Source organism: Luteimonas sp. WGS1318 (assembly GCF_043187535.1).
Lineage (GTDB): Bacteria > Pseudomonadota > Gammaproteobacteria > Xanthomonadales > Xanthomonadaceae > Luteimonas.
Genome location: NZ_CP171131.1, coordinates 1981968 through 1998033 on the forward strand (window position 1 = coordinate 1981968; position 16066 = coordinate 1998033).

The 16066-nt window shown below is 65.6% G+C and carries 16 protein-coding genes, 1 tRNA gene, 1 other RNA gene, 1 pseudogene and 1 riboswitch; of the genes and pseudogenes, 8 read left to right on the forward strand and 11 right to left on the reverse strand.

Annotation, left to right across the window (positions count from 1 at the left end; genetic code table 11):
- Window positions 1-3 precede the first annotated feature (3 nt).
- The gene (locus ACF3M1_RS09125; RefSeq protein ID WP_393999948.1) at window positions 4-399 is read left to right on the forward strand and encodes a GFA family protein; all 396 of its coding nucleotides are present in this window, start codon (window positions 4-6) and stop codon (window positions 397-399) included.
- 34 nt (window positions 400-433) lie between these two features.
- On the opposite strand, the gene fur is transcribed toward ACF3M1_RS09125, so the two are convergent.
- Window positions 434-838: a ferric iron uptake transcriptional regulator gene (fur, locus tag ACF3M1_RS09130; protein ID WP_150928352.1), complete on the reverse strand. Its 405-nt coding sequence runs from the start codon at window positions 836-838 to the stop codon at window positions 434-436.
- Between the two features lie 130 nt (window positions 839-968).
- Here fur and ACF3M1_RS09135 point away from each other — a divergent pair, with 130 nt between their 5' ends.
- Window positions 969-1358, forward strand: a complete 390-nt coding sequence (locus tag ACF3M1_RS09135; protein ID WP_393999949.1) for an outer membrane protein assembly factor BamE — start codon at window positions 969-971, stop codon at window positions 1356-1358.
- A gap of 6 nt (window positions 1359-1364) precedes the next feature.
- Here the strand turns inward: ACF3M1_RS09135 and ACF3M1_RS09140 are convergent, their stop codons facing one another.
- Window positions 1365-1625 (reverse strand): RnfH family protein, encoded by a 261-nt coding sequence (locus ACF3M1_RS09140; protein WP_393999951.1) that lies wholly within the window; start codon window positions 1623-1625, stop codon window positions 1365-1367.
- 10 nt (window positions 1626-1635) lie between these two features.
- Window positions 1636-2073, reverse strand: coding sequence for a type II toxin-antitoxin system RatA family toxin (locus ACF3M1_RS09145; RefSeq protein ID WP_393999953.1), 438 nt, complete (start codon window positions 2071-2073; stop codon window positions 1636-1638).
- A 38-nt stretch (window positions 2074-2111) separates the two neighbouring features.
- On the opposite strand from ACF3M1_RS09145, the gene smpB reads away from it, so the two are divergent.
- Window positions 2112-2612: an SsrA-binding protein SmpB gene (smpB, locus tag ACF3M1_RS09150; protein WP_393999955.1), complete on the forward strand. Its 501-nt coding sequence runs from the start codon at window positions 2112-2114 to the stop codon at window positions 2610-2612.
- Window positions 2613-2654: 42 nt separating this feature from the next.
- Here the strand turns inward: smpB and ACF3M1_RS09155 are convergent, their stop codons facing one another.
- Both ACF3M1_RS09155 and ssrA read right to left on the reverse strand, forming a co-directional pair.
- Window positions 2655-4841, reverse strand: coding sequence for a CHASE domain-containing protein (locus tag ACF3M1_RS09155; protein ID WP_393999957.1), 2187 nt, complete (start codon window positions 4839-4841; stop codon window positions 2655-2657).
- Window positions 4842-4927: 86 nt separating this feature from the next.
- Window positions 4928-5281, reverse strand: a transfer-messenger RNA (tmRNA) gene (gene ssrA, locus ACF3M1_RS09160).
- 206 nt (window positions 5282-5487) lie between these two features.
- Window positions 5488-5614, forward strand: a riboswitch (yybP-ykoY riboswitch).
- Between the two features lie 54 nt (window positions 5615-5668).
- On the opposite strand from ssrA, the gene mntP reads away from it, so the two are divergent.
- Window positions 5669-6259, forward strand: coding sequence for a manganese efflux pump MntP (gene mntP, locus ACF3M1_RS09165; RefSeq protein ID WP_393999959.1), 591 nt, complete (start codon window positions 5669-5671; stop codon window positions 6257-6259).
- Between the two features lie 105 nt (window positions 6260-6364).
- On the forward strand, window positions 6365-6862 hold the full coding sequence (locus tag ACF3M1_RS09170; RefSeq protein ID WP_393999961.1) for a hypothetical protein: 498 nt from the start codon (window positions 6365-6367) through the stop codon (window positions 6860-6862).
- A gap of 382 nt (window positions 6863-7244) precedes the next feature.
- Here the strand turns inward: ACF3M1_RS09170 and ACF3M1_RS09175 are convergent, their stop codons facing one another.
- Complete coding sequence (locus ACF3M1_RS09175; RefSeq protein ID WP_393999963.1) at window positions 7245-7376, reverse strand: hypothetical protein; 132 nt, start codon at window positions 7374-7376, stop codon at window positions 7245-7247.
- A gap of 478 nt (window positions 7377-7854) precedes the next feature.
- Between ACF3M1_RS09175 and ACF3M1_RS09180 the strand changes: the two genes are divergently transcribed.
- Window positions 7855-8969 (forward strand): IS3 family transposase gene (locus tag ACF3M1_RS09180; protein WP_393999965.1). Its coding sequence is split into 2 segments (ribosomal slippage): window positions 7855-8107 and window positions 8107-8969, totalling 1116 coding nucleotides; the frame shifts between segments, so codons are not numbered across the junction.
- 402 nt (window positions 8970-9371) lie between these two features.
- On the opposite strand, the gene ACF3M1_RS09185 is transcribed toward ACF3M1_RS09180, so the two are convergent.
- The 5 genes and pseudogenes from ACF3M1_RS09185 to serS form a co-directional block, all read right to left on the reverse strand.
- Window positions 9372-9791, reverse strand: coding sequence for a hypothetical protein (locus tag ACF3M1_RS09185; RefSeq protein WP_393999967.1), 420 nt, complete (start codon window positions 9789-9791; stop codon window positions 9372-9374).
- A 499-nt stretch (window positions 9792-10290) separates the two neighbouring features.
- Window positions 10291-11703: pseudogene (locus ACF3M1_RS09190) on the reverse strand (DUF6538 domain-containing protein).
- A gap of 86 nt (window positions 11704-11789) precedes the next feature.
- Window positions 11790-11879: transfer RNA gene (locus ACF3M1_RS09195), tRNA-Ser, on the reverse strand.
- 174 nt (window positions 11880-12053) lie between these two features.
- Window positions 12054-13025 carry a LysR substrate-binding domain-containing protein gene (locus ACF3M1_RS09200; protein ID WP_394005228.1) on the reverse strand — a complete coding sequence of 324 codons (972 nt, stop codon included), beginning with the start codon at window positions 13023-13025 and terminating at the stop codon, window positions 12054-12056.
- Between the two features lie 389 nt (window positions 13026-13414).
- The gene (gene serS, locus ACF3M1_RS09205) at window positions 13415-14695 is read right to left on the reverse strand and encodes a serine--tRNA ligase (RefSeq protein ID WP_393999969.1); all 1281 of its coding nucleotides are present in this window, start codon (window positions 14693-14695) and stop codon (window positions 13415-13417) included.
- Window positions 14696-14798: 103 nt separating this feature from the next.
- Between serS and ACF3M1_RS09210 the strand changes: the two genes are divergently transcribed.
- Together ACF3M1_RS09210 and ACF3M1_RS09215 are read left to right on the forward strand one after the other, a co-directional pair.
- On the forward strand, window positions 14799-15431 hold the full coding sequence (locus tag ACF3M1_RS09210; RefSeq protein WP_393999971.1) for an energy transducer TonB: 633 nt from the start codon (window positions 14799-14801) through the stop codon (window positions 15429-15431).
- A 77-nt stretch (window positions 15432-15508) separates the two neighbouring features.
- Window positions 15509-16063, forward strand: a complete 555-nt coding sequence (locus ACF3M1_RS09215; protein WP_393999973.1) for an energy transducer TonB — start codon at window positions 15509-15511, stop codon at window positions 16061-16063.
- Window positions 16064-16066 lie beyond the last annotated feature (3 nt).

Consider the following 16066-nt stretch of genomic DNA (forward strand, 5'->3'; position numbering starts at 1 on the left):
GGCATGGAGCGCCGCACGGCCCACTGCGCCTGCGGTCAACTGCGGATCGAGGTCTCCGGTGCCCCGGTGCGCGTGTCCGTCTGCCACTGCCTCGACTGCCAGCGCCGTACCGGCAGCGCGTTCGGGGTGCAGGCGCGGTTTCCGCGAGCCGCCACACACATCCACGGCGCCCATACCGACTACGTGCGCATCGGCGACAGCGGCGGCCGCATGCAGGCCGCGTTCTGCCCGCATTGCGGTTCGACGGTGTTCTACGTGGTGGACGCGGAGCCCGATCTGGTCGCCATCCCGGTCGGCGCCTTCGCAGATCCGGCATTTCCGGCCCCTGAGGTCTCGGTCTACGAGGAACGGATGCACGACTGGCTGCGCCTGATCGGCGCGATGCGCCACGTGCATTGAGCCCGGCGACGGGCCCACGGTTGTCGATCGGCCGTCAGCGCTTCTTGCGCACGTACAGCACCAGCGAGTGTTCCTCGAGGTGGTAGCCGTACTGCTCGGCGATCTGCCGCTGCAGGGCTTCGATCTCCTCGCTCTCGAACTCGATGATCTTGCCGGTGTCGACGTCGACCATGTGGTCGTGGTGGCCGCCGCGGTCGAGCTCGTACACCGCGTGGCCGCCCTCGAAGTTGTGCTTGAGCACGAGGCCGGCGGCCTCGAACTGGGTCAGCACGCGGTAGACGGTGGCCAGGCCGATCTCGTCGCCCTGCTCCAGCAGTTGCCGGTAGATGTCTTCCGCCGTGAGGTGCTGACGCGGCGTGCGCTGCTCGAGCAACTCGAGAATCCGCATCCGCGGATGGGTGACTTTCAAGCCGGCCTTGCGCAGGTCGAGCGATTCCATCAGGTGTGTCTCCAGGTCCAGGCCGGCATTCACTGGCGGTTTATCGCCGGCTGTCCAGAACCCGGTCGCGGCGTGCAGCAGAGTGTATCATCGCCCCCGTTCCCGCAGCCCCCGCCGAGCGCACCTGTCCATGCAGAAATTCCTTCTTGTTCCGGTCATCGCCCTGGCCACCAGCGGTTGCGGCCTGCTCTACAAGCAGCCGATCTATCAGGGCAATCTGATCGAACAATCAGCGGTCGAGCAGTTGCAGGCCGGCATGGGCAAACCGCAGGTCGAGGCCCTGCTGGGCACGCCGTCGATCACCGACCCGTTCCACCAGCAGCGCTGGGACTACACCTCGACCGAACGTGTCGGCCGCAGCGGCCGCACCGAGATCAAGAACTTCACCGTGTTCTTCGAGAACGACCAGGTGCTGCGTTGGGAAGGCGAGTATTTCCCCAACCGCGACCAGTCGCTGGCCGAGGAAATGCGCAAGTTCGGCAACCTGCCGCGTGAGCGCGGCAACAACCGCCGACGCTGATCGTTCTCAGCGCGTGTCGGGCTTCGACGCGCGCCGCCGACGCGCATCCTTGGGATCGATCTGGAGTGCGCGCAGCAGTTCCAGGCGATCGCCGTCCCGGAGCACGGTGGTCTCCGTGACCCGCACACCGAACACCGAATAGCCGGCGATGTCCGCATCGGGCGCGGCGATCGATGCCAGTGCCGCGGCGACCGTGCTTCCATCGGGCAGTTCCAGCGTCTGGCTGCGGGCCACACGGGGCCAGGCCTGCACCACTTCCACGTTCACGACGCGAGCGTCACGGGTCGGCCGGCTCGCGCTCGGCGACCCGCACGAAGTCGTCGACCATGCGGTCGGCGAGCCCCTGGAAGCCCAGGGTCAGGGCCGGCAGCATCAGCCGGCTGCGGGGTTCGAATTCCAGCATCAGCGCGACCTTGCAGGCGTCGTCACGCAGGGCGGTGAAGGTCCAGCGGCCGTGCAGCGACTTGAATGGACCATCGCGCAGCTGCATGTCGATCGACTCCGGCGGCGACAGCGTGTTTTCGGTCGTGAACCAGGTGCGCAGTGCGCCGAGGCCCAGATCCAGGCGCGCGACCATGCGCGAGGCGGTCGCCTCCTCGATCACGGCCTCGTCGCACCAGGCGAACCGGCGGGGATAGGCGGCGACATCGTTGACCAGCGCGAACATGCGCTCGGCGGACTGCCCGACCAGGGCGCTACGTTCGATCTTGGGCATGACTCGCCTGGGGGACGTGCTTCGAGGACAATGTGCGGATGAGCAAGAAAAGCGGCAAGGACAAGGATAAGGCAAACAGCACCGGCACCATCGCGCTGAACAAGCGCGCGCGCCATGAATATCACCTCGAGGACCGCTACGAAGCCGGCCTGTCCCTGCAGGGCTGGGAGTTGAAGGCGATCCGCGCCGGCCGCGCGAACATCGGTGAGAGCTACGCGATCATCCGCAACGGCGAGCTGTTCCTGTTCGGCGCGCAGATCACGCCGCTCACCCAGGCCTCGACCCACGTCATCGCCGACCCCCAGCGCACGCGCAAGCTGCTGCTCCACCGCCGCGAGATCGACGTCCTCGTCGGCCGCGTGCAACGCGACGGCTACACCATCGTGCCGACCGCGCTGTACTGGAAGGGCAACAAGGTCAAGGCCGAGGTCGCGCTCGCCAAGGGCAAGCAGCAGCACGACAAGCGCGATGCCGAGCGCGACCGGGACTGGGCGCGCGACAAGCAGCGCGTGCTGCGCAGGCACAACAAGGACGCGTGACGCCGTTCCGGAGGCCGCACTCGCGCCCGTCCGGACCCTCGCTCAGGCGTCGTCTCCATCGCGCGGCGCCGGCGCGAGGGTGAAGCGGATCGTAGCGCCCTGCCCCGGCGCGCCTTCGGCGCTGATGCAGCCGCCGTGCCGTTCGACGATGCGCTTGACCGACGCCAGGCCCACACCGTGGCCGGTGTACTCGTCTTCCCGGTGCAGCCGCTGGAACGGCCGGAACAGCTTGCCGGCGTATTCGGCGTTGAAGCCCGCCCCGTTGTCGCGGACTTCGAAGTGTCCCGCATCGGCGCGGACGAACTCGATCCGCGCAGCGGGCGTCGACGCGGTGAACTTCCATGCATTGCCCAGCAGGTTCTGCAGCAGATTGCGCACCAGAGCGGCGTCACCGTCCGCGCGCAGATCCGCCGCGATGCGGACGTCGACCTCGCGTCCGGGATCGGCCTGGCGGAGTTCCGCCACCACCTCGCCCGCGAGCCGGCTCAGATCGAGCGGGCTGCGCTTGAACTCGCCGCGCGTGATGCGCGACATCGCCAGCAGCGCGTCGATCAACGCATCCATGCGCCCGGCGGCGTTGCGCACGCGCCCGAGATAGTCGTGGCCCTGCGCATCGAGCACATGGCTGTAGCGCTCGGACAGGATCCGCCCGAAGCCGTCGATGCTGCGCAGCGGCGCGCGCAGGTCGTGCGACACGATGTACGCGAACGATTCGAGCTCGTGATTGGCCTGCGTGAGCTCACGCGTGCGCGCCTCCACGCGTGATTCGAGCGTCCGATTCAGCGCATGCACCTGGGCCTCGGCGCGCAACCGTTCGGTGACGTCGTCGACCTGCACCAGGCGCACCACGTCGCTGCGGGTATCCCCGGGCACCACCGTCGATGCCAGATGCACCTCGCGCACGTCGCCGTCGTCGCGTCGCAGCCGCCGCACGCTGCGATGGACACCTTCGCGGAAGGCCTGCATTTGCCCAGTGCGCGACATCTGCTGGGGGCCGTCGACGAAATAGCCTTCGAACAGGCTGCCCACCAGTGCGCTCTCGCCGATGCCGGCGATCTCGGCCATCGCCGGATTGGTCTCCACGATCGCGCCGTTGCGGTCGAGCAGCACCATGCCGATCGCCGAATACTGCATGGCATTGCGGAAGCGCTGTTCGCTGCGGCGGTAGGAATCGCTGAGCCGCAGGGCGAGCATCTCGGCCCGCGATTGCGTGCGAGCGAGCGTCATCACCACGGCGAACATCAGCAGCGAGGCCAGTACGCCGGCGGCCAGCGTGATCCGCAGTTCGTCCATGCCCGGCGACGTGAGCGTGCCGACCGGCTGGAAATCGTAGCGCCAGGTGCGCCCGTAGACGGACTGGGTGACGCTGTGCAGCGCCGGCTGGTCGGCCGTGTCCCTGAAGCCGTCGGAGGCCAACACGGCCTGTGCGCCGCCATCGGTGATGTCGACGATCCGGAATGCCAGCCGCCCACTGGTCGGAATGCTGGAGCGGCCGAGGAACTCCGCCGAGCGGAACGGCGCGAACACCCAGCCCACCAGCGCACCCTGGCGGTCCGCCTGATTGGCGGGCAGGCGCGCCGTCCGGTAGACGGCCGCAAACATCAGCACGCCCGGGCTGCCCTGATGCAGGGTCAGCGGGGCGCTCAACCGGACCTCGCCGCTGTCGCGCGCCGCATCCATCGCGACGCGCCGGACCGGATCGCTGTACTGGTCGTAGCCGATGACCTCGCGCGTCGACGCATCCTCGGGCTCAAAATAGACGATCGCGCCATAGTGCGGACGGATGCCGCGCGGCTTCAGTGTGAACAGGCCCTGCCCCGCTGCGCGGCGCTGCAACTGCAGCGCGGCGAGCGACTCGGGTTCCAGATACGCGACATACCCCAGACCCTGGAGACCGGGCAGCTGCCGCGCGATATCGAGCCCCTCGACATAGCCCCGCCACTGGCGTGGCGTCGGCGTGTCGGCCGCAGCGCTGTGCAGGGCGACACCCCCCCGCAGACTCAGCTCGTACTGCAGCATGCGCTGGCGGATCGTGTCCGCCAGTTGATCGGCCTCGGACACGAAGCTCGCCTCGGCCAGCCGACGCTCGCGTTCTCCGGCATTGCGCGCGTACAACGCCACGAGCAGCAGTGCACCGATCAGCACCAGCACCGCCAGGACGTGGCTGCGACGGAGTCGCGCAGCATGCCGGGACAGACCGGTGCGACGTTCAGGAGCAGAGTCGGACATCGCACAAGCATACCGGCGACGATCGCGGCACCGCATCGGCGCACAAAGAAAAGCCGGGCCCGATCGCTCGGGCCCGGCTCGTCAGATGGTGGAGGTGGCGGGAGTCGAACCCGCGTCCGAAGGTACTCCATCCCCGGCACTACATGCTTAGCTCACCGTTGGATCTCGCCCCGGAACAGCACGGTGCGCGAAGCGCATCCCAGGACCAGCCTGCTTGATTGGAGCCGTGACTGACAGGCAGCCATCACAGCCGATTCCGTGATAATGACCCTACATCCACGAGCACGGACACAAGTGGGTTCAGGGCTTACGCCTTAAGCGGCGAGAGCGTAGTTGTCGTCGTTGGCAACTAATAGTTTGCTGCTGGATTTACGAGGAAAGCGGCCCCCTCGGCATGCACCAGGCAATTTCGCATCCCCCGTCGAAGCCATGACACCCCCGGGAAACCAGAACTCGCACTGATGCCGCAAGTATAGGGGCGATTGCACGTCCCGCAAGGCGCGCGCGCGCCAGCCGAGGCGCAGGTTCATCGAGATGGCACCGGTGTGCACATCGAACGCTGCGCATCGCCTGGATGACGCAGCCTATGAGAGATGCTGCCGGCTATACGTGTGCGTGATCGAAACGGCGCTGCTAGCATGCGCGTCCCCTTGGGGAGTAGCCGGCTTCCGTTTCGCGGGAGCGCCTGCGTCAACACACTCGATCCGGTGCGATCGTGGTGCAGGCAACCAGTCCAGGTTGGCGAGACCAGCGGCATCACGGCGCCATGCAGGCATGGGCGCGCCGCGTGCCGCCGTCGCGACCGCCCGCCTGGAACTGAAATCCGAATGTCTCTTCTCTCGATCCTCCTCATCGGCTTCGCGATGTCGACCGACGCGTTCGCCGCCGCCATCGGCAAGGGCGCGGCGATGCAGCGACCCCGCTTCGTCGAAGCCCTGCGCGTCGGCGTGATCTTCGGCGTCATCGAGGCGATCACGCCCGTCATCGGCTGGGCACTCGGCCTTGCGGCAGCCGCCTACGTCACGCGCTGGGACCACTGGATCGCGTTCGTGCTGCTGGCGCTGCTCGGCGGCCGGATGATCCGTGCGGGTCTGGCCACCGACGGCACCGCATCTGGACCCGCGCCGGAACGTCACGGCTTCTGGAATCTCGCGACGACCGGCTTCGCCACCAGCATCGACGCCATGGCGATCGGTGTAGGCCTGGCTTTCATCGACGTCAACATCGTCCTCGTCGCCGGCGTCATCGGTGCGTGCACGCTGGTCATGGTCACCACCGGCATCATGCTCGGACGCGCCCTGGGCGCGATCGTCGGCAAGCGCGCGGAGATCATCGGCGGTCTCATCCTGATCGGCGTCGGCACCGCGATCCTCTACGAGCACCTCACCGGGGGCGGCGGCATCGCGTTCCCGCAGTAGGCCGGCACATCCGACCTGCCACGCGCGGCGCGTCGAACGCCGGTTCACAGCCGCGCCACAGCGCGTGACCGACGCTGGCGGTCCTGTCCGCTGGAGTGCCTCCCGATGAAAGTTCGCCGTGTCTACAGCACTCCGAGCCTGCCGACCGCGCAGACCGCGATCCGTGACATCCGGGATGCCGGAATCGATGACGACGACATTTCGCTGATCGCGCGCTCCGACATCGAGCTCGAACGCGTTCCCGAGCAGCAGAAAGAAGCGCCCACGGACTTCAAGCATGCCGCGCTGCGCGGCGCGGGCCTCGGTGGCGCGACGGGCCTGCTCGCTGGTCTCGCGGCGGTGGCGTTTCCACCGCTGGGACTGACCATCGCGGGTGTCGCCCTGACCACCCTGGGCGGCGCCGCGGTGGGCACATGGGCTTCGGCCATGGTGGGCGCGTCGTTGCCGGACCCGATCCGGCGGCGGTTCGAGAGCGAGATCGAGGCCGGGCGCATCCTCATCGTCATCGACGGTGAAGGCGACACGCTCGAGCGCGCGGAAGCAGCGCTGGCCGCCGCAGGCGCGGTCCATCTGCCGTATGACGATCCGTCTGCGATGAGCTGATACGGACTCCGCCGATCGATAACGCGGGATGCGTGATGCGGTCCCGCGAAATTGGCGGAGAGATTGGGATCGGATCAACTCTCACCCAACCCATTGATCTCATTGCAGAACTCAGATCAGGATGTGTCCTGTTTTGTGTCCCGGGGATCATAGCGAGGCGTAAGCGGCGCAGCCGATCCGCCTTCACGGGGCGGTTGGCATGCAGTCATGTAGGCAGCCTCATGCTCGCGAACCGTGGAATTTACTTTTGACTAATTCTCACAAATGTGAATTGGGCCCGTTTTGAACTCTTGCCAGAGACGTGTGAAGTGCTTTGCTGGTCGGGTCTTCACTTCTCCGGTTCCCCATGCCCCACGACCCACAGCTTCAAATCGCAAGCCGCTTACTCAGCGGCCATATCAACGATGCCGCTCGGCTTAGCCCGGCTGAGCGTCTCGAAGTGATCGATCTCGCCCTCGAACTTGCGGCCGATATGATCTCCCGCCGCAACTCGGGTCTGCCCAAGCTTGAACATGCGCCTCCAAGCTCCTCAACTCCCCAAGCCGGGACGAAGAGCCGTCTTGTGGAGCGCGAACTGCGTCCTCTCAGCGAACTGCTTGCAAACCGCAGAAAAACGGCCAAAGAGCGTGAGCGGAACGCAGTGCCAGCAGGCAAGCCCCCCACGCTGCATTGATTAAAAGCACCCAATGGATCGACAAACGCCCTGCCCTAGCGGGGCGTTTTCAATGGGGCCGGGGGCCGGGAGGGCTCGTCCCTGGGTGGTCCGGCCGGACAGGCGGCAACTGGATTGGGCCGAAAGGCGGGGCCATAGCGTCCTCGGCGACTGGATAGCGCTCCAGCAACTGCTTACTCCAAATTTCAGCGGCCTCGATTGCCAGCTCCAATTTCTCAGAGCAATCCGCGTGCGCCCCAGGAGAGAGCGTAAGCTCCCCCGTCTGACAGACACCGCATAAGTAGATCTTTCTGGCATCGTTTCCCAGCCAGGAGGTCCCATGCGCACATCGAAGTTCACCGAGACGCAGATCATCGCGACGCTCAAGCAGGCCGACGCAGGCGTGCCGGTCAAAGACATCTGTCGCCAGGTCGGCATCAGCACCGCGACGTACTACCAGTGGAAGAGCAAGTACGGCGGCCTGGAGGCCTCCGAGCTTCGGCGGGTCAAGGAGCTCGAGTCCGAGAACGCCAAGCTCAAACGGATGTATGCCGAGCTGGCGCTCGACAACGCAGCGATGAAGGACCTGATCGCAAAAAAACTCTAGGGCCGGCGCGCAAGCGCGAGGCCGTGCGGTTCCTCGTCGAGGTCCACGCGCGGCCGCTGCGCCGGTCCTGCGCATGCGTCGGTTTGTCGCGAGGGGCGTGGTACGCGCCGCCTCTGGATTGGACGGTGCGCGATGCCGAGCTGATCGCTGAAATCGCGCGCTTCGTTGAGGCGCACCCCAGCCGCGGCTTCTGGAAGTGCAGCAACCATCTTCGCAAGCAGCAGCCGGCCTGGAATCCCAAACGAATCTATCGCGTGTACAAGGCCATGAAACTCAACCTGCGCCGCGCCGCCAAACGGCGCCTGCCCAAGCGCGAGCGGGTGCCGCTCTATGTGCCGAGGCTGCCAGACACGGTCTGGTCTGTCGATTTCATGAGCGACGCGCTCGCCTGCGGCAGACGGTTTCGCACGTTCAACGTCGTGGACGACTTCAACCGAGAAGCCCTGCACATCGAAGTGGACACGTCGATCAACTCGCAACGGCTGGTCCGTGTGTTCGAGCAGATCAAACGCGATCATGGTTTGCCGCAGGTCGTGCGCTCGGACAACGGTCCCGAGTTCTTGGGCGATGCGTTCACCAACTGGCTCAAGGCGAACGGCGTGGCGCTGCAGTACATCCAGCCCGGCAAGCCAAATCAGAATGCCTTCATCGAGCGCTTCAATCGCACATTCCGCGAGGAAGTGCTTGACCTCAATCTCTTCGTCCGTCTCGACGACGTCCGGGAAGCCACCCACTGGTGGATGATCGACTACAACGAAGAACGATCCCACGACTCGCTCGGCGGAATGACCCCGCTCGAGTACCGCAGACACCACGCCGAAAGCTCTACTTTTGAAGTGTCTGCTTGACGGGGGAGCTTACGTTCCGACCTCACGCTGCACGGCCTTGAGAAGTTCAAGAGGGTGCTCGGCACGCGCGGCCACAAATAAAGGGTCACTTGTGTATTTGGAAAGATTCTCCGCAGGCGCTTCTGTAAAGCGGATCACAACCTGCGGCACGACCGCGTCACTAAAAACCATTCCCGCGTAAACATCTGGGAGCTCCGTCCGAAGTTTCTCATCGAGTAATGTCGAGGCCGGCCCAAGACCTCGAATTCCCGTCGAACCGACACTGAGCGCAGGCAAGTCGGCTATTGCCCGCTCGCGGCCAACTGCTAGACACAAATGCGGATAACACGAGAATAGAATTAAAACCGACAGCGATAATATATTAGTCGCTCGCATAGAGGTCCCTCTCCGGATTAAGTTAGACTAAGGAATGTAAACTAACATCCGCTCTCCCTTGCAACTATCAGCCACTATCGCCCCTTCGTAGCCTTCAATAGCACCTCCGTTTAAATCGGAAGGAACGCCAAATCTCAGTTTCTTTCCGCGCCTTGGATCCCAAATCCCGACCACCTTCCCGTCTTCTTTCAGAAGCTCATAGTGGCCGGGCCAGACAGCAAGCATCCCTAGCTCTTTATCGCTCCCGACAACAAAGATGCAGCCATCTCGCGGCTGAATCTGTCCATTTTCGATAAGAACTAAAGGAAGAGGTTGGTTTGGCTCAAGCTTGGCCAATGAAATTACGAGGTCATCCCGTTCCCTTTCGGCGCCCCCGCCCGTAGCCGACGCGCAGGACGCGTTGACTGTTGAAAAAGCGATGACCATACCCGTAATGAAGAATCTCATATCCTTGGCCCTTCGTAGTCGACATCGAATATCGATGACAGTGGCAAAGTCCCGCCACTCCGATAATCATCTGGGCGAGAATTTCAGCTATTTTTCACCCTTGCAGGGCAGCTTGCGCCGCCGAGTTGACGTAAATATGTCGGACATTGATCAACGTAGAGGTAGGGATACGCCGACACACGTTACTGTGAGTATTGTGCGCGCTCTCCCTACTAATATTTAGACGCCATAGCGCCTGCAGCACGGCAGCACGTTTCCGCTTGCTCAAACACCGTCAAAGGCCTTTCGATGGCACATTCTCACTGATTTGGAAGGGATCTCGGTTCCCGCAGGTCCGCGCGGCGCGGCCTAAGCCGCACCCGCTGTCGTCGCGATCCTTGTAACAAGGCTACCTCGGGTAATTGCCTTTCAAAGACTTGCCCCTCCTGCGCCTACTGGTGCCGTGTCCGCTCTGGTGGCTCTTGCTGTGCTTCGAGCTGTAACTCATATTTCAGGGCACTCAGGCCGGAGAATGCGGCCCTAGTCCCTCTAGCTTCTCCTTGGTAGAGAAGTCTCGGCTGTAGGTCGCGTGATGCTCATCGTCTAACTCATGCCCGACAAGTTGCGCGCGAAGCTCCGACACGACGCCAGCGCCCTGTAGCTCTTGAATCAACGTCTTTCGAAGGGAATGAAAACCGCGCTTTCCTGGCGCCCACCCCGCCCCCACTTCCGCCAGATGTCGGCTGAAAGCCTTCGAAATCCAATTGCCCTGCCCGTTCTTCGCGTCCGCCTTGGCCGCTGGAAACAGTCTCTGATGGCCCGCCCTGCGTCGGTCTTCAACCCACGTCAGAAACCCCAGCTCAAGCAGCTCGGGATGCACGGGCACTGTGCGCAAGCTGACATCGGTCTTCACCTTCTGGTGCTCGCCCTCATCCGAAATGCGTATGCAGGGTATGCCGTCCTCATCAATGATGTCGGCGGTGAGGAGCTGGCCCACTTCTGACGCCCTGGCGCCCGTGTAAAGGCCAATGAGTGAAGCCCATTGGGCTGACTCGGACATCTTTCCGAAAGCAGCTGGTGCGAACAGCGCTTGAATCTGGTCGCGATCGAAGGATTTGAACCCCAACTTTCGCCGCGCTCACTTCTCGCGGACCGAGTAGCTCACGTGGCCCGACGCGGGGTTGTCGCCCTTAGGGTAGTAGCCAGACGCAACTGCCCAGTCGAAGAAGCCGCCCTTACCTCCGATGTAGCTCTGCTTGTTCGTGAGCGTGGGCGTCGAGGCGCCGGCCTTGCGCATGGCCTGATACCAGCGCGCCAGATCCGATCGAGTGATGCTCGCAACCCGCGTTTTCTCACCCAGGAACTGGACGAGGGCTTGGACAGCAGTCTTTTTGATCGTGTAGGTCTTAGGGAGCGTGCTGCCCTTGAGCGTCGCAAGCCACGCGTCCCGGGCCTTTCCGAGCTGGATGGGTTCCAGGCCCGGCTTGGGAGCGGCCGGCCTGGGCGCCGGCACGATGCCGTCCACAAGGTCCTGAAGCGGGTCGTCGCCCACACGGCGCTGCTGGACTGCGCGGAACAGCCGAACGTCCTTCTCGTCGTCGATCTGCCACCGCTCGCTGACGGTGCCATCAGGCCCCAAGGTCCGATGCAGCGTCAGGTCGCGCAGGTTGTCCGCGCCACTCAAGCGCCCGATGAGGGCGTCCACCTCGTCCTTGGACAACTTCGCCACGCGTTGATCCCTCAACAGGCTGAAGAGCCGAGCATAGCCGGCCACGAGCATGACGGCGCGCATCCGCGCCTCTGGCAGATCAGCCGTGCGAAGGGAGCGCTTGAGGAGACGGCATCCGAGGATGCCTTGAAGATCGGCCGGCACACGCTGGCGAAACGCCCAGCGCCCCGACGGGGAGCGCGATAGATGATGAGGAATTCGCATCGGGTTCTATGTGACCCGATTTGTGTCCTGATTCGCCAACCCCGAAATCGCGCTTTATCCAATCAAATCAGATAGATACGCAGGATTGGCGGAGAGAGTGGGATTCGAACCCACGGAAGGTTTGACCCTTCGGCGGTTTTCAAGACCGCTGCCTTAAACCACTCGGCCATCTCTCCGATGTGTCCCGCCATTACCAACCGCGCCGCTCACGCAGCGTCGGCGGTTTGACCATCGACCCCACGGTCGATGTTTCTCCCGGCCTGCGGCCTCCGGACAAGACCGCTGCTTGAACCACTCGGCTGCGCTCGATGTCGGTGCTTGTCAGCAACGGATGACGGCGCCGCGCGCCGTCAGGCCATTGTCGCACGCGCGACTGCGGCGGCAATACGGGGCGGCGGCACGGGACCACCGGCGACCGGCTTCTTGTCGCAGTTGCGGCAATCGAGGCTGGAGGCTTCGATCAGCGGCGGCAGCTTCTCGGCGAGGAAGTCGATGAAGACGCGGACCGCCGGCAGCAGGCCACGCCGCGACGCGAACACGGCATGGGCGATGCCCTGCGGCAGGTGCCAGTCGGGCAGCACGACTTCGAGCTCGCCATTGCGCACCGCTTCGGCGCACAGGGTTTCGGGCAGCATCGTGATGCCGAGGCCCTGCTTGGCCAGCGCCATCAACATCGGGAAATCGAAGCCGGCGACGCGCGGCTTCAGTTCGACGCGGCGCGTGGTGCCGTCGTTCGCCTGCAGGTCCCAGCGCTGCTTCACCTCGTCCTCGCCCATGCTCATGGTGGTGTGCTGGTCGAGTTCGTCGGGATCCTTCGGCCGGCCCATGCGATCGAGATAACCGGGGCTTGCGACCAGCAGTTCCTGGATCTGGCCGAAGCTGCGCATCACCAGGCTGCCGTCGTCGTCGAGCTTGGAACGCACGCGCACGGCGACGTCGAAGCCCTCGTTGATGACGTCGACGCGGCGATTGCTGACGTGCAACTGCACGCGCACCTGCGGATAGCGCGCGAGGAACTCCGGCAGCATCTGCGGGATCGACTGCTGGGCGATGCTGACCGGCACGCTGACACGCACCAGACCGCGCGGTTCAGCGCTCAGGCGGTCCACCACCTCGCGCGCGGCCGTCGCCTCGGCAAGCATCGACTGTGCGTGCCGGAACACGCTCTGGCCGACGTCGGTGACGGCGAAGCGCCGGGTCGAGCGCTGCAGCAGCCGCACGCCCAGATCGTTCTCGAGCTGGCTGATCCGCCGACTCAGACGCGATTTCGGGATGCCCAGGGCACGTTCGGCAGCGGCGAAGCCGCCATGCTCCACGACCATCGCGAAGTAATACAGATCATTGAGATCCTGCACGGGAAGGCGCTCGACATAGGACGATGGCGGCCATTTCACCACCTTTATTCCATATCCGCAACGAGCACTGATCGAATCCTAAGCGCAAGTCGTGTTGGAATGCAGCGTCGTCTTCGCATCGCGAAGCCGACATACCAGGCGCAGTGGCCGACGGATGTCAGGCATGGACCGCCGCAGCTTGTGCGGGAGGGCATTCACAAGAACGCCCGTCACACCCCCGAGTGGCCTTCGCGTACCGCCAGGCCCCTCAGGTCAGGCATCGCAACGACACACTGACGCACCGGCTGCCGCCGCGCTCACAGTACGACCCGCCCCATCCGCGCGCCGATACGCGAACGCGTCGCGCGGTTCGCGCCTCAGCCGATCCGCTCGAGCCCGCCCATGTACGGGCGCAGCACCTCGGGCACGTCGATCGTGCCGTCGGCGTTCTGGTAGTTCTCCATCACCGCGATCAGGGCGCGCCCCACCGCCACGCCCGACCCGTTGAGCGTGTGCACGGGCTCGGGCTTGCCGGTCTCGGGGTTGCGCCAGCGGGCCTGCATGCGACGGGCCTGGAAGTCGCCGCAGTTCGAGCACGACGAGATTTCGCGATAGGTCTGCTGCGACGGCAGCCAGACCTCGAGGTCGTAGGTCCGCTGCGCCGCGAAGCCCATGTCACCGGTGCACAGCAGCATGCGGCGGTATGGGAGCCCCAGGCGCTCAAGCACGGTCTCGGCGGCGCGGGTCATGCGCTCGTGCTCGGCGTCGCTGTCGTCGGGGCGCGCGACCGTCACCAGCTCCACCTTCTCGAACTGGTGCTGGCGGATCATGCCGCGCGTATCGCGGCCATGGCTGCCGGCTTCCGAGCGGAAGCACATCGAATGCGCACTCATGCGCAGCGGCAGCCGCGTGGCCTCGACGATGCTGTCGCGCACCGTGTTGGTCAGCGGGACCTCGGCAGTGGGAATGAGATAGCGGGTCTCGTCACCGAACGGCGTGGCGAACAGGTCGTCCTCGAACTTCGGCAACTGCCCGGTGCCACGCATGGTCTCGGCGTTGACGATCAGCGGAACGCTGGTTTCCTCGTATCCGTGCTCGCCGGTATGCAGGTCGAGCATGAACTGCGCGAGCGCGCGGTGCAGGCGCGCCAGCGGACCGCGCAGCACGGTGAACCGCGCGCCGCTGAGCTTGGCGGCCGTCTCCGCATCGAGCCAGCCGTCGCGCTCGCCAAGGGCGACGTGATCCTTCACCTCGAAATCGAACGTCCGCGGCGTGCCCCAGCGCGCCTGCTCGACGTTGCCGGCTTCGTCGCTGCCGAGCGGCACACCCGCGTCGGGCAGGTTGGGAATGCCGAGCAGGATGTCGTCGAGTTCGGTGCGGATCCCATCGAGCCGGGCCTCGCTCGCCTTGAGCTCGTCGCCGAACCCGGCGACTTCGGCCAGCAGCGGCTGCACGTCTTCGCCGCGGGCCTTGGCCTGGCCGATCGCCTTGCTGCGGGTGTTGCGCAGGTTCTGCAGGTCCTGGGTACGCATCTGGATCTGCTTGCGCTCGGCTTCGAGCGATTCCAGCCGCGCGATCGGCAGCTCGATGCCGCGGGTCGAGCGCAGACGCGCGGCGGTTTCGGCGAGGTGTTGGCGCAGCAGGCTGGGATCGAGCATGACGGAATCGCACGGCGTGGACAGCGGCCATTATCGCCCGGATCGGCGGCCGGACGCCCGCAGGCGCTGTGCAAGAATGCCGCCTCGTCCGCTGGAGCACCGCATGCCCGCACCGTCGTCCCGTCTTCGCAGCGCCGTGCGCGAGCTGCGCCCGCGTGGCCGCGCCTGGCTGCTCATCGCTGGCGCCTGTATCGCCGGCGTGCTGATGTTTCTCGTGCTCTGGCTCGGCAATCGCGAGTCGCCCGCTGATCGCGATGTCGCCGACGAGGGCCCGACCGCCAGCGATGCGGCCTTGGGGGCCCTGCCGGCACCGCTGCCCGCGTCGGAGGCCGGAGCCAGCGGCATCGAATATCCACTGCCGCCGCCGCCCGCGCCACCACCGCCGCCCGTCGCCGCGGTACCCGCTGCGCAGGCTCCCCTCGATGTAACGCCTACCGCCGTGGCCACGGCAGAACCGGACCGAAGCGTGCCCCGGCCCGTCTCCACACCGGCCCCGAACTATCCCCGAGCGTCGCTTCGCCGCGGCGAAGCGGGCGAGGTGCTGTTGCGCGTCCATGTCGGTGCCAACGGCCGCACGCAGGCGATCGATGTCGTGCGCAGCAGCCAGCACCGCCGCCTCGACCAGGCCGCCGTGGCCGCCGTGCGCCGTTGGCGCTTCGAGCCGGCGATACGCGACGGTCAGCCGGTTCCGGGCGAGGTGCAGGTGCCGGTGGACTTCACACCGGAGACCCGTTGAGCCCGCGAACGCCGTGACACGCCGTCGACAAACTGCGTGGGAGGCTCCGGGCTCCCGTTCAGCTTGGAGGTGTGGTCATGAGCGATCCGATGCAGCGTCCCCACGATGCGCCGCCTCCCGAGGGCGCGCCCCGCAAGGGCTCGAGCCCGCTGATCTGGATTCTGCTGCTGGTCGTCCTTGTGGCCGTCGGCTGGTACTTCCTCAGCCAGCGCACCCCGAGCGCCCCGCCGGAGGTTCCGGATGCGCCGGTCATCGGTGACGGCATCGCCCCGCCGGCCGAACGCGAACCGACGCCCGCCGCTGCGGATCCCGTACCCGCGCGGCCCGCGGTGACGGCCGACCGTGACGCGCGGCCACTCAGCCAGCCCGAGCCCGTCTACCCGCCCGCCGCGGCGCGCAACCGCGAAGAAGGCACGGTGGTCCTGCTGGTGCAGGTCGGCGCCGACGGCCGACCGAACGACGTGAACGTGGAGACGCGCAGCCGATCGCGTGATCTGGACCGGGCCGCGATCGACGCGGTCCGCGGCTGGACCTTCGAACCGGCGATCCGCAACGGCAAGGCCGAGGCGAGTGCCGTACGCGTCCCGGTGGAATTCACGCTGGACGAGCGCAGCGCCGGCGCCGGCAACTGAGTG

Excerpts from the sequence above, each read along its gene's own strand:
- ACF3M1_RS09125 (WP_393999948.1), top strand. The coding sequence starts at position 4 with ATGGAGCGCCGCACGGCCCACTGCGCCTGCGGTCAACTGCGGATCGAG.
- fur (WP_150928352.1), bottom strand. The coding sequence starts at position 838 with ATGGAATCGCTCGACCTGCGCAAGGCCGGCTTGAAAGTCACCCATCCG.
- ACF3M1_RS09135 (WP_393999949.1), top strand. The coding sequence starts at position 969 with ATGCAGAAATTCCTTCTTGTTCCGGTCATCGCCCTGGCCACCAGCGGT.
- ACF3M1_RS09145 (WP_393999953.1), bottom strand. The coding sequence starts at position 2,073 with ATGCCCAAGATCGAACGTAGCGCCCTGGTCGGGCAGTCCGCCGAGCGC.
- smpB (WP_393999955.1), top strand. The coding sequence starts at position 2,112 with ATGAGCAAGAAAAGCGGCAAGGACAAGGATAAGGCAAACAGCACCGGC.
- ACF3M1_RS09155 (WP_393999957.1), bottom strand. The coding sequence starts at position 4,841 with ATGTCCGACTCTGCTCCTGAACGTCGCACCGGTCTGTCCCGGCATGCT.
- mntP (WP_393999959.1), top strand. The coding sequence starts at position 5,669 with ATGTCTCTTCTCTCGATCCTCCTCATCGGCTTCGCGATGTCGACCGAC.
- ACF3M1_RS09170 (WP_393999961.1), top strand. The coding sequence starts at position 6,365 with ATGAAAGTTCGCCGTGTCTACAGCACTCCGAGCCTGCCGACCGCGCAG.
- ACF3M1_RS09175 (WP_393999963.1), bottom strand. The coding sequence starts at position 7,376 with ATGTTCAAGCTTGGGCAGACCCGAGTTGCGGCGGGAGATCATATCGGC.
- ACF3M1_RS09185 (WP_393999967.1), bottom strand. The coding sequence starts at position 9,791 with ATGAGATTCTTCATTACGGGTATGGTCATCGCTTTTTCAACAGTCAAC.
- ACF3M1_RS09200 (WP_394005228.1), bottom strand. The coding sequence starts at position 13,025 with ATGGTCGTGGAGCATGGCGGCTTCGCCGCTGCCGAACGTGCCCTGGGC.
- serS (WP_393999969.1), bottom strand. The coding sequence starts at position 14,695 with ATGCTCGATCCCAGCCTGCTGCGCCAACACCTCGCCGAAACCGCCGCG.
- ACF3M1_RS09210 (WP_393999971.1), top strand. The coding sequence starts at position 14,799 with ATGCCCGCACCGTCGTCCCGTCTTCGCAGCGCCGTGCGCGAGCTGCGC.
- ACF3M1_RS09215 (WP_393999973.1), top strand. The coding sequence starts at position 15,509 with ATGAGCGATCCGATGCAGCGTCCCCACGATGCGCCGCCTCCCGAGGGC.